This is a genomic window from Clostridium sp. SHJSY1 (genome assembly GCF_031626875.1).
Classification (GTDB): domain Bacteria; phylum Bacillota; class Clostridia; order Clostridiales; family Clostridiaceae; genus Clostridium.
Genome location: NZ_JANDMF010000001.1, coordinates 164,079 through 176,809, shown reverse-complemented (window position 1 = coordinate 176,809; position 12,731 = coordinate 164,079). Strand labels below are relative to the sequence as shown.

Genomic DNA, 12,731 nt, shown 5'->3' with positions numbered 1-12,731 from the left:
TTATTCTATGTGACTATTTCCTTTTTAGTTTATTAGTTGCAAGAGTTAGAAGAAATTGAATGGGATAAAAAATATTAAAATAAATTTAGCAGGAGGTATTATAAATGACGAAAAAGGAATTATTAAAAAGGTATGTATTTTTTATTGTAGGATTATTTATCAATGCTTTAGGAGTAAGCTTTATTACTAAAGCAAGTCTTGGAACATCTCCAATATCAAGTATTCCATTTACTTTAAGTAAGGGATTTTCACTTACTATGGGAGAGTTTACTTTTATATTGAATATGTTTTTAATTTTAGGACAAGCTTTCTTATTAAAAAAGAATTTTGAGAAGGTACAACTTTTACAAATACCAGTATCATTTCTATTTGCATTTTTTATTGATTTAACTATGGAAGGGCTTTCATTTCTTAATCCTAGTATATATGCATTAAAATTAATTTATTTACTAATTGGATGTTTAATTCTTGGATTTGGAATTAGCATGGAAGTAATTGCAGATGTTGTTATGCTTTCAGGAGAGGCTTTTGTAAAGGCTATTTCAGATACAATGAAAAAGGAGTTTGGAACAACTAAAATAGTTTTTGATGCATCATTAACTATAGGTGCATGCATTATTTCCTTAATTATATTTCATAATATTGTAGGAGTTAGAGAAGGGACTATTATAGCTGCTCTAATTGTAGGACTTATAGCTAAGTTTTTTAATGAAAGACTTGGCTTTATTGATGAATTACTTAAGGATATTGGTATGGATGTTAACTTGGATTGATAAATGTAAATTAAGATTAAAATGTATAATTTATATGTTTTAATCTTTTTTTTTATGTAAAGCTAAACATAATAATATATACGTTTTCGTAAATGATTTCAAGATGTTCTTAAGAAAGTTAACAAAATAGTCACAAAACATATACTAATTATTCATAAAACAAAACGTTATCTGGTAAAAAAATACTTTTAAAATTTCTTTGGATAAATTATGATAATAATGTAAATAAAATGAAAAACTTAAGGAGGATAATTTATGAAAAAATTATTGAAAAACATTTTTTACTCTGAATCTTTTAAGAAGGGCATGATTTACATGATGTTCTCTAATCCAAGGTTAACTACATCAGAAATATTAATATTAAGAAAAGCTGTTCAAGATATGGAAAGTGCCCAAGCTAAAGAAAAACAAATAGAATTAAAAGAGGCTGCATAAGTTTTTAGATTAAAACTTATGCAGTTTTTTTATATGTTTGAAATAATGAAAATAAAATTTCATTATTGAGTTGTTTTAAAAGTTAAATATATTATATCATTAGAGTATATTTAATTTTTAAAACAAAGAACATGTACTAACATTTTTTATATTGTTAAGTCTAAAATTTATTGATTGTAATAAAAAAATATGAAATAAAGAGAGGGGCTTTAAGATGAGTTTTGATAACGATAACAAAAAAGTTGTTTTACATTTTATGATACATAAATAAACCATAATAAATAAAGCAAGGTGAGTTCAACAATTAAAAAAGATAGATGATACGAGCATACAGGGTATATAAATATTATCTTTTTAGGGAGTGTGCAATATATGGGTAACATAAGAAAAAGTACTAATGAAAATAGAAATATACCATTAGAAATTTTCTTAAATAAAATAAACAAAATTTCAACCAGTATACAAAGGAATGTAGAATTTTTATTTATTCTAAAAGGTGAATTAAAAATAACTGTAAATAACCAAAAATACAAGTTAAAAGAATCAGATGTAGTTCTAATTAATAATGGAGATATTTATGAAATTCATGGAGAAGAAGAAAATCTTATTTTATCAATACAAATAGATAATGACTTCTTTAATGATATTGTAAAAAGAGAACAGAGTTTATTTTTATGTAATTCTACTATTAACGAAAATGAACATTATGAAGATATTAGAAAAATATTAGCTAAAATTATGTATGCGTATTCGAATAGAGAAGATGGGTATAATTTAAAAATTATGTCTTTAATATATGATTTAATTTATATATTAAATGCTAATTTTGTAATTACAGATAATCATAAAATGCAGATTACAGAAGTTAAAAATAATAAATATTCAGAACGTATAAATAATATAGTAGGGTATATTAAGAAAAATTATTATCAACAGATTTCTCTTAAAGATGTAGCAGATTCACAATATTTAACTCCAGAATATTTATCTAAGTTTTTTAAAATTCATATGGGTATGACATTTTCAAAATATTTAAATGAATTTAGATTATCACAGGCAGTGAAGGAACTTATTCGTACAAATAATTCAGTAACCAAAATTGCAATGAATAATGGATTTCCTAACTTGGTAGCTTTTAACAAAATATTTAAAGAAGTATATGATACTACTCCAGCAGAATATCGTAACCAGATTAGACAAAAGCAGTCTAAAAATAAGAAAAGTGAAAAGGTGGAGTATAAAATAACAAAGGTAGATTATAATCAAGCCTTTGAAAAACTAACAAAGTATATAGAACAAGAAAAAGAAATAAGTGATAAATTTATAGGAAATGATAATGAAAAGAATATTACCATAAATGTTAATGTTGATATATCAAAAACAATGAGACATTCATGGAGAAACTTAATTAATTTAGGCTATGCTCAAGATGGACTTAGATCAGATTTACAACAACACTTAACGGATATTCAAAAGAAAATTAAATTTAAATATGCTAGGTTTCAAGGTGTTTTTAGTGATGAAATGCTTAGTTATGGAGATGAAAATGATAGAGAATCAAACTATAATTTCAATAAAGTGGATAAATTAATAGATTTTTTATATAGTATAAATTTAAAACCATTTATTGAATTAGGAGATAAAGCCAAAGTGTTAAATCTTGTTTCTGATAAAGTTATGTATTTTAGAAATTCATCAGAAAGACAAAAAAGTTTTAATGAATCTTTAGAGTTATTAGAAAAATTTATGGTACATTGCATTAATAGATATGGAATTAATGAAGTAGAACAATGGTATTTTGAAATCTGGAAAGAGGGAGATAATGATTATGTTTTTTGGAGTGGCAAGTTTGACAAATATATAAATACCTTTAAAAATTATTATAAAATAATAAAAAGTATAGTACCTAATGCAAAGGTAGGAGGTCCAGGTTTCAATCCAGAGGTAAATATGAAGTGGTTTAACGAGTTTTTAAACCAGATGAAAAAATCAGATATTAAGATGGATTTTATATCTATATCTATATATCCTTATGAATTAATTGAAGATAGTAAACTAGAGAATATAAATAAGAAAAGTAATTTAGTTAATAAACAATACAAAGATGAAGATGGGGAATATTTAACACATTTATTACCCTCTAAGGATAGAAGTTATGCAAAAGTAAAGTTAGAAAAAATACGTAAAATAATTAAGGATTCAGAAATTTATATTCAAGAGTTCCATGTTACAGAATATAATTCTAGTATATCTCATAGGCATCCAGCTAATGATACAACTTTCAAAGCTGCATATATTACTAAAAATATTGTAGATAATTTAGATGAAACAGATAGCTTTGGTTATTGGCTTTGCTCAGATATTTCTGGGGAGCTGAAAGATTCAAAAAATTTATTATATGGAGACATGGGGCTTATAAGTGCAAATGGAATAAATAAGCCAGGATTTTATGCTTATGAAATGCTAGCTAAACTTGGAAGTAAGCTAATTGATAAAGGTGATGGATATATAATAACTAAAAAGTCTTCATATAATTATGAAATTATTACTTATAATTATAAACATTTTGATTATTTTTATTGTTTAAGTGAGGAAACACCAGTAAAGTTGGAGCAATATTACAATATCTATGAAAATCAAAAAAATTTGAATATATCTATTAATCTTAATGGAACAAAAAATGGTCGTTATAGAGTAAAGGAATATGTTTTAAATAGGGAACATGGAAGTGTTTTTGATGAGTGGCTAAATATGAGTGCCATTTATAATATTAAGAAAGATGAAATTGATTATTTGAAACAGATTTGTGTACCTAAACAAACAGTTTTTTATATAGAAAGCGAAGGGATGTTAAACTTAGAAAGTCACCTTTCACCACATGAAGTTAATTTTTTTGAGATTACATTTGAATATAGTTAAGAACTTTATTAAAGATTTAAAGGAAAATTCATTGTTAAAAGATAGTTGGTTATTTTACCAGCTATTTTTTTATTGGTTAAAAAATTTAGTTTCAAAATATAGATTTATAAATAAGTATAAAACGTATTCTAAGAGTTCTCTATAGGTATTTTTAAAAAGATATTAAAAATTTAATTCACTTTATTAATATAATTTTGTTTATTAAAAAATTTTAGCTATTTAATCAATAATATGAATAGAAATGAATAATTAAAAGAATGCGTTTACAAAAGGTGAAAAGGTACAATAAAGATGTTCAAAGAAGACTAAATCAAATCCCTAAATTAAAAATTATAAATTTACTATAAATAAGAAGAGAGGTAGTTAAGATGAAAAAATTAAAGATTGGATTTATTGGGTGTGGAGGAATTGCAAATCAAAAGCATTTTCCAGCATTGTCAAAACTTACAGATAAAGTAGAATTAGTTGCATTTTGCGATATTGCTGAAGAGAGAGCTGTAAAAGCTGCAAAAGAATTTGGTACAGAAGCTGCAAAAGTATACCTTAATTATAAGGAGTTAATCAAAGATGAGACTATCGATGTGATTCATGTATTAACACCAAATGTATCTCATGCAGAAATTACAGTGGCATCTTTAGAAGCTGGTAAACATGTTATGTGTGAAAAGCCGATGGCTATAAATAGTGCAGAAGCACAAAAGATGTTAGATGCAGCTAAGAGAACAGGCAAGAAATTAACAATTGGTTATCAAAATCGTTTCCGTTCTGATTCACTTGAAACAAAAGAAGCTTGTGAAAATGGAGAATTAGGTGAAATATACATGGCAAAAGCTCATGCTATAAGACGTAGAGGGGTTCCTACATGGGGAGTATTTCCAGATAAGTCTAAGCAAGGTGGAGGTCCATTAATAGATATTGGAACTCATGCATTAGATTTAACATTATGGTTCATGAATAATTATAAACCAAAAACTGTATTCGGATCAGTTTTTCAAAAACTAAAGGACAAACCAGAAGGAAATATGTTTGGACCATGGAATCCAGAAACTTTTGAAACAGAAGATTCTGCATTTGGATTTATTAAAATGGAAAATGGAGCAACTATATATTTAGAAGCTGCATGGGCATTAAATATGATTAATCCAAAAGAAGCACAAGTAACATTATGTGGCACTGATGCTGGAGCAGAAATGTTTGGGCTAGCTTTTGCAGATCAAGGATATGTTGTATTTAATAAAGTAGCCCATGGTAAATTAGTTCAATCTCAACCTTCAGATGCAGATGGAGTATTTGGATTTGAAGGAGCAGGACAATTAGAACAACGTGATGCAGAGGCTATTCAATGGATTGATTGTATATTAAATGATACAGAACCATTAGTTAAGCCAGAACAAGCTTTTGTTGTAACACAAATCTTAGAAGCAATTTACAAGTCAGCAGAGACTGGCAAGCCAGTAGAACTATAAGAATTCATATGTATTTGATATTCAAAGGGAACTGATAAGGTGTTTTATTTATCAGTTCCCTTTGTTAATAGAACTATAAATTTACTATTTTTGAAAAATAAAAAGATATAGAAGGAGAAATTTAAATGAGAAAGTATGGATTTGGTATAGATATAGCAAAAAAATAAAAATAAGCTTAATTAGTTGAAGATTTAGGGGAAAAGCTTGGTAGTGATTTAGCTATTATTTCATGTGTATGTGATCTGGAAGTGATTGTTATAGGAGGAGTTTCAAAAGCAGGAATTTATGGTGTAATGAGGTTGGCTTTAGACATATAAAATTAAAAAAGGTTAATATTTTGATTTAATTTATTAATCTTTTTTTATAAGATATGAAAATTATATATATTAAAACAACAATATAGATATAACTGACTAATTAAGAGAATGCGTTTACATAGAGGGAAAAGGTACAATAAGAATGTATCAAGGAACAAAAAAATAAAGATTAACAATAAATATAGACTTATAAGGAGATGAAAAAATGAAATTAGGATTAAACAGTGCTATTCTTGGTGAACTAAACTTTGAAGAATTAGTAGATTTTGCAGCTGAAAATAATTTAGAATGTTTAGAAGTTTGCTGCTGGCCAAAAGGAAAGGCTGAAAGAAGATATGCAGGGGTATCACATATAGATATATCAGAGTTAGATGAGGAAAAAGTAAAATATATTAATAATTACTGCAAGGAAAAAGGTGTGGAAATATCAGCACTTGGATATTATCCAAATACTTTAGACTCAGATTTAGAAAAAAGAAAAGTTTATGTTAATCATTTGTACAAGTTAATAGATGCAAGTGGAAAGCTTGGTGTAAATATGATTACAACTTTTCTTGGGAGAATTCCTAATAAAACTCTTGAGGAAAATTTAGAAATAGTAAAAGAAGTATGGCCTCCAATTGTAAAATATGCAGAAGAAAAAGGCGTAAAGATAGCTATTGAAAATTGCCCAATGTTATTTACAAATGATGAATGGCCAGGTGGACAAAACTTAATGACAACACCAGCTATTTGGAAAGAAGTATTTAAGATATTAGATAGTAATAATTTTGGAATTAACTATGATCCATCTCATTTTGTATGGCAACAAATTGACTATATTAAGCCAATATATGAATTCAAGGATAAGATATTCCATGTTCACTATAAGGACATAAAAATATTTAAAGATAGATTAGATGATGTAGGAATAATGGCTACACCACTTCAATATATGTCACCAAAGCTTCCAGGTCTTGGAGACGTAGACTGGGGAAAATATGTTTCGGCTTTAACTGATATAGGGTACAAGGGTTATACATGTATAGAAGTAGAAGACAAAGCATTTGAAGGATCAATTGAAGAAGCTAAAAAATCAGTAATTTTAACAGCAAAATATTTAAGGAATTTTGTGATTTAGATAAGGAGGAAATACAAATGAAAGTTAATTTCGGGATAATTGGTTTTGGATTTATGGGACACATACATGAAAAAACATTAAATTCATTAAAAGCTACAAATGTAACAGCTCTATGTGATATAGAAGAAAAAAGAATGTCAGATGCAATTACTGAAGGAGTTATAAAAACTACTAGTGTAGATGAGTTATTAAAAATAGAAGAAATCAATACAGTAATTATTTCAGTAAGTAACCATGTTCATAAGGAAGTCGTAATCAAGGCTGCAAAGGCAGGTAAGAACATAATTTGTGAAAAACCAGCAGCAATGAACGTTAAAGAGTATGATGAAATGATAGCTGTAGTAAAAGATGCAGGAGTATTATTTACAGTACATCAACAACGTAGATTTGATGAAGATTTTAGAACAGCAAAAGAAGTTTATGATAAAAAAGCTTTAGGAAATGTATTTACTATCCAGTCAATGCTATATGGAATAAATGGAAATATGCATGATTGGCATGTTTATAAAAAATATGGTGGTGGAATGTTATATGATTGGGGAGTTCATTTAATAGATCAAATTCTTTATATGGTTGATAGTAAAGTAAAGACTATATTTGCTGATTTAAGAAATGTCATTAATGAAGAAGTTGATGATTACTTTAAAATTCTATTTAAATTTGAAAATGGAGTAACAGGAGAAATTGAGCTTGGAACATATTTTTTAGCAGACAAACCAAAGTGGTTTGAAAGACATTGGTTTATAGGTGGAGATACTGGAAGTATGTATAGTGACGGTTTTGAACCAGAAGGAAAAATTGCCAGAACAACAAGACTTCTTAAAAATGTTCCAGGAAAAACTACTATGACAGCTTCAGGGCCAACTCGTTCATTCGGACCACCACCAGAAGGGGTATTAATAACAGAAGAACTACCAAAGGTAAATGTTGCTCATATTATGTTCTTTGAAAATTATTTAAATGTATTAGAAGGTAAAGAAGAATTGATTATAAAAGCACCTGAGGTAAGAAGAGTATTAGCTGTTATGGAAGCAGTAAGAGAGTCAGCTGCAACAGGAAGATCAATAGATTTTGAATAAAATTTAGATGAGAAAGGAAGAAAAAATTATGTCAAATATTAAACGTTCAGTAAGTTTTTATAGTTTACAAGATCAATATGCCAGAGGAAAAATGAATTTAGAGGATATATTTAAGTTTTTAAAGGAAATTGGGGCAGAAATGGAGTTTATAAGTGACCAAATGCTTAAAGGAACTCCTCATCCATCAGAAGAATCATTAAAAGAATGGGACAGACTTATGTCTAAATATAAAGTGAAACCAGTTTGTAATGATATTTTTATAAATACATGTCTTTATAAAAATAGGACATTAACAACTAAAGAAGCTACAGATGCATTAATTGAGGAAATTAAATTAGCTAATCGTTTAGGATTTAAATTGGTTAGACTTGTATCAATGACACCTCCAGAAATTATTGAACCAGCTTTGCCTTATGCAGAAAAATATAATGTGACGCTAGCTATAGAAATTCATGGGGGAATGAGCTTTGATCACCCAATGACAAAAGCATTCATTGATGTTATTCATAAAACAAATTCACCATACATTGGTATTGTTGTTGACACAGGAATATTCTGTAGAAGACATCCAAGAGTAGCAACAAGTTACTTCAGAAGCTTAGGGGTAAATGACGATGTTATTAAATATATAGATGATATTTTTGCTAATGGAACTGATCCAAAACAATTTTTTACAAAGCAAGGTGGTAGGCCAAAAGAGTTAACTGATTTATGTAAAAATGAGATTGACCATATGTACACTATATTTGCTGATGGTTATGAAGCTAGTGATTTTAGCATTTTAGATGAACATATAGCTTATATTAAGCATATTCATGGGAAAGTATATGAAATGACAGATGATGGTGTAGAATATTCAATACCATATGGAGAATTAATTAAATATTTAGATGAAAAGGGATATGAAGGATATATTTCAACTGAATATGAAGGAAATAGATTTACTCTTGATGGTGAAGAAGTTAAAGAACTTGAACAAGTAAAAAAACATCAAGAAATGTTAAAAAAATATATTGATAAGTTAGGAAGATAGGAGGAAAAAAGTATGTTTGATAATTATGTATTTAGCGAAAATACTTGCAAAAACGTATCAGATAAAAATGGAAAAGTTAAGGGATTTCAAATGAAGACATTAATAACTTATTATAGAGGAATACCATTATCCATGGTCCATAATATAAAAGTAGAGGTAGATGGAGTTGAAGTGCCAAGAGAAAGCATCAAATTTAGTCCTAATGGAGAGGATTATTTTACTCTAAATGAAATGGAAACAGTTACTACTTATAAATGGGAATATGGTGAAGAAGCTACTGTATTTGTTGAAAAAGAAGGGGGACTTTCTAAAGGAGAGCATGATGTTAAACTAACTACGGTTATAAGAGTTGCATATATTCCAGTACCTTTTGAAGGGGAAAGGACTAGAACAGTTACAATAAAATAAACATTTAATGTGCTAGTAAAAGTAATTACTAGCATGTGAAAAAAAGGAGATTAAAATTCATGAGTAAAAAGAAAGTATTAGGTATTTCATTTGGAAGAAAAATGAGCAATACTGAAGTTATGATAAAAACTGCACTAATGGAATGTGAAAATGTAGGTACTGAAGTAAAATTTATTCGTGCTGATGATTTAAATATTCAAGATTGTACAGGCTGTATAGGTTGTGTAGTAAGTTTATTGCATGGTGGAAATGGAAAGTGCCACTTAAAGGATGAAATGTACATTATAGATGAGGCACTTATGGAATGTGATGCAGTTATTGTAGGATCTCCTACATATGTATTATCACCAACAGGAAAGTTTAAAACTGTATGTGATAGATTAGGGCCTTCACATGACATTGCATTTAGAACAGAAGCAAAAAAGAAAGGTATAGAAATGGGTAAGAACCCAGAACAATTACCAGATGAAAGATCATTTAAACCAAGGGTGGCAGCCCTTATTACAGTTGGAGGTGCTATGACACAAAACTGGCTATCATTTGCTATGCCAACTATGTATGAATTTACAATGTCTATGGGGATTAATGTAGTGGATAAGTATGAATACTTTGGGGCTATGGCTCATGAGCATGTAGTTGGAAATCAAGAAGTAATGGATCGTATGGTAGTAATGGGACAAAATATAGAAGATGCTATAAATTGCGAAACAGAAGAAGAAATGAAGAAATGGAGAGGTGCTGATGAAGGCGTTTGTCCAGTATGTCATTGTGATATGCTTACTATAATGCACAATAAAAATCAAGTAGAGTGCCCTGTTTGTGGAATTAGTGGAGAGTTAACTTTAGGGGATGGAAAAATTAGGATTAACTTTAGTGAAGTTGAGCAAAAGAGATCACGTTTATTCTATGATGGGAAATTAGAACATCAGGTTGAAATTTCCACAAAAGCTGTTGGACCTGGACAAATTCCAAATAAACAAGAATTACTTGAAAAATATAAAGGATATGGAGAGTAAAATTACAGAATTGAAGCGTTAGAATTAAAAGGAGTAGATTTTTATAAAAGTTTACTCCTTTTCTTTTTAATAGATATTTGTTAATTAAGTTAATATTTAAGATTGGTTTTTTAATTTTTATGTAAGGTTATTAGAGAAATGCTACATAAGTATAAGAAAATGAATAGAAATAGCTAACTATATGAAGGCGTTTACAATAGGTGGAGGATATAATAATAGCATAAACATAAGAATTAAATTAAAATTATGAATACAAATTTTAATTTGTAGATCAAGTAAACGTAACCACGCGTTCGGATTAACCTATTGACAATGAATAATGAAGGATAGAGGAGGGATTAAGAATAATGTTTAAGAGTTTAAACAAAAGTGTACAAGATATATTGTACACATACTGATATTCCAAATTTAATAGAAAGTTTCCAGACCATCATTAAATAAAGATTATCAGTATGCAATTTACAATATTATTATACTTAGTCAATAATAATTTTACAACAGAAAGTGATACAAGAAATTAATTATCAAGATTCAATATATATTATCTATTTAGGATAGAAGGGAGAAAATATATGAAACTAGAAACTTTAGGTGATGTTAAAATACAAAATAATAATGAGGTTAAATTGAAAAAGTCAGAAAAATTAAGTTATGGATTGGGGGATTTTGCATCAAATTTAATATGGGGATTTATTGGAAGCTTTCTTCTTTATTATTATACTGATGTTGCTCTGATACCAGTAGCAGCAACTGCAACATTATTTCTATTTGCAAGAATTTTAGATGCCTTTATAGATCCTGTAATTGGTGGTTTTGTTGATAGAACAAATACAAAGTATGGAAGAACTCGTCCATATATTCTTTTTGGAATAATACCCCTTGCTATAATTTTAGTATTAACATTTACTTCTTTTAATATATCTAATACAGGGAAAATAATATATGAATATATTACTTATATAGTTATTGGAATAGTTTATTCTGTGGTAAATATTCCTTACGGGGCTTTAATGCCATTAATGACAAGAGATACTAATGAAAAAGCTCAGTTATCTAGTTTTCGCATGATTGGAATGGCAGCAGGAAATATATTTGTAACAGCTGGCACTATGCCTCTTGTAAAGGTATTAGGAAAAGGAGATGAAAAAACGGGATTTATCCTTACAACTATTTTGTATGCAATAATTGGTGTTTGTTGCTACTTAACTGTTTCGTTTAAATGTAAAGAACGTTATATTGAGTCAAATACTATTGAAAAAAATAAATCAAAAGCTAATATTATAAAAACATATAAAAATGCTATGAGAAATGTACCATGGGTAACTACTATTATTTTTGCTTTGTTTATGTTTGTAAAGATAGGTGCAGTTACAGCTATAACAATATATTTTTGTAACTGTGTTCTAAAAAATTCAGCTATGGTTTCTATACTTTTACCATTACAATATGTATCATTATTTTTTTCATCAGCAATTGCCCCATTATTTATTAAGAAATTTGGTCATAGAAATGCAAATATAATTAGTTTAATTATTTATAGTATATCATTTTGTATTATGCCATTTTTTAGTGATAATATGACTATATTTATAGGAGTTTATTTTATAGGAAATATTTTTGGAGGAATTGGTTCAGGATCTGTATTTGGAATGACAGCAGATTCAGTTGATTATAATGAATGGAAGTTTGGAGAACGTTCAGAAGGAACTCTTTATGCAGGTTATAGTTTTGCAACTAAAGTAGGTATGGCCATTGGTGGTGCAGTTATTGGATATGTATTAGCTTTTGCAGGGTATAATGCTAATAATATCTCATCTAGTATAGTTAACCATATTAATCTAATTTACTATACAGTTCCTGTGTTATGCAGCATAATACAAATAGTATCATTGTTATTCTATAATTTAGATTCTATTCACCCTCAAATAGTTAGGGAATTAGAAGAGAAAAATAAACAAGAGGCTTAAAGTTTTTAAAAAGAATTAAATTTAATATATTGCAGTAGACATTTGGTATAGATGTTTACTGCATTTAATATTTTAACAGCAAAATTATTAATCTCAAATAAGAGATTTTAATTATTATATGTATATAGTAATATTAAAGCTTATGATAGGCACAGCAATTTATAGCAAAAAAGATTTTATAAGGTTATAATGTATTAA

Annotated in this window: 10 protein-coding genes; all 10 read left to right on the top strand. The window is 27.8% G+C overall.

Features of this window, described 5'->3' with window-relative positions:
- Nucleotides 1-104: 104 nt before the first annotated feature.
- Nucleotides 105-773, top strand: coding sequence for a DUF6198 family protein (locus NNC19_RS00815; RefSeq protein ID WP_310936682.1), 669 nt, complete (start codon nucleotides 105-107; stop codon nucleotides 771-773).
- A gap of 255 nt (nucleotides 774-1,028) precedes the next feature.
- Nucleotides 1,029-1,208 (top strand): hypothetical protein, encoded by a 180-nt coding sequence (locus NNC19_RS00810; RefSeq protein ID WP_310936681.1) that lies wholly within the window; start codon nucleotides 1,029-1,031, stop codon nucleotides 1,206-1,208.
- Nucleotides 1,209-1,580: 372 nt separating this feature from the next.
- Entirely contained in the window at nucleotides 1,581-4,127 is a 2,547-nt protein-coding gene (locus tag NNC19_RS00805; RefSeq protein WP_310936680.1) for a GH39 family glycosyl hydrolase, read from the top strand.
- Between the two features lie 368 nt (nucleotides 4,128-4,495).
- A complete protein-coding gene (locus NNC19_RS00800; protein ID WP_310936679.1) occupies nucleotides 4,496-5,593 on the top strand; it encodes a Gfo/Idh/MocA family oxidoreductase in 1,098 nt (365 codons plus the stop codon).
- A 522-nt stretch (nucleotides 5,594-6,115) separates the two neighbouring features.
- Entirely contained in the window at nucleotides 6,116-7,030 is a 915-nt protein-coding gene (locus NNC19_RS00795) for a sugar phosphate isomerase/epimerase (RefSeq protein ID WP_310936678.1), read from the top strand.
- 17 nt (nucleotides 7,031-7,047) lie between these two features.
- The gene (locus NNC19_RS00790) at nucleotides 7,048-8,109 is read left to right on the top strand and encodes a Gfo/Idh/MocA family oxidoreductase (protein ID WP_310936677.1); all 1,062 of its coding nucleotides are present in this window, start codon (nucleotides 7,048-7,050) and stop codon (nucleotides 8,107-8,109) included.
- Nucleotides 8,110-8,137: 28 nt separating this feature from the next.
- Nucleotides 8,138-9,142, top strand: coding sequence for a TIM barrel protein (locus NNC19_RS00785; RefSeq protein WP_310936676.1), 1,005 nt, complete (start codon nucleotides 8,138-8,140; stop codon nucleotides 9,140-9,142).
- Between the two features lie 12 nt (nucleotides 9,143-9,154).
- Nucleotides 9,155-9,550, top strand: a complete 396-nt coding sequence (locus tag NNC19_RS00780) for a DUF6379 domain-containing protein (RefSeq protein WP_310936675.1) — start codon at nucleotides 9,155-9,157, stop codon at nucleotides 9,548-9,550.
- 59 nt (nucleotides 9,551-9,609) lie between these two features.
- The gene (locus NNC19_RS00775; RefSeq protein ID WP_310936674.1) at nucleotides 9,610-10,566 is read left to right on the top strand and encodes a flavodoxin family protein; all 957 of its coding nucleotides are present in this window, start codon (nucleotides 9,610-9,612) and stop codon (nucleotides 10,564-10,566) included.
- Nucleotides 10,567-11,138: 572 nt separating this feature from the next.
- Nucleotides 11,139-12,533 (top strand): glycoside-pentoside-hexuronide (GPH):cation symporter, encoded by a 1,395-nt coding sequence (locus NNC19_RS00770; protein WP_310936673.1) that lies wholly within the window; start codon nucleotides 11,139-11,141, stop codon nucleotides 12,531-12,533.
- The last annotated feature ends 198 nt before the right edge of the window (nucleotides 12,534-12,731 follow it).

Bases quoted from the DNA above. Each gene is read 5' to 3' on its own strand.
- NNC19_RS00795 (WP_310936678.1), top strand. From the start codon at position 6,116: ATGAAATTAGGATTAAACAGTGCTATTCTTGGTGAACTAAACTTTGAA.
- NNC19_RS00785 (WP_310936676.1), top strand. From the start codon at position 8,138: ATGTCAAATATTAAACGTTCAGTAAGTTTTTATAGTTTACAAGATCAA.
- NNC19_RS00780 (WP_310936675.1), top strand. From the start codon at position 9,155: ATGTTTGATAATTATGTATTTAGCGAAAATACTTGCAAAAACGTATCA.
- NNC19_RS00790 (WP_310936677.1), top strand. From the start codon at position 7,048: ATGAAAGTTAATTTCGGGATAATTGGTTTTGGATTTATGGGACACATA.
- NNC19_RS00770 (WP_310936673.1), top strand. From the start codon at position 11,139: ATGAAACTAGAAACTTTAGGTGATGTTAAAATACAAAATAATAATGAG.
- NNC19_RS00805 (WP_310936680.1), top strand. From the start codon at position 1,581: ATGGGTAACATAAGAAAAAGTACTAATGAAAATAGAAATATACCATTA.
- NNC19_RS00810 (WP_310936681.1), top strand. From the start codon at position 1,029: ATGAAAAAATTATTGAAAAACATTTTTTACTCTGAATCTTTTAAGAAG.
- NNC19_RS00815 (WP_310936682.1), top strand. From the start codon at position 105: ATGACGAAAAAGGAATTATTAAAAAGGTATGTATTTTTTATTGTAGGA.
- NNC19_RS00775 (WP_310936674.1), top strand. From the start codon at position 9,610: ATGAGTAAAAAGAAAGTATTAGGTATTTCATTTGGAAGAAAAATGAGC.
- NNC19_RS00800 (WP_310936679.1), top strand. From the start codon at position 4,496: ATGAAAAAATTAAAGATTGGATTTATTGGGTGTGGAGGAATTGCAAAT.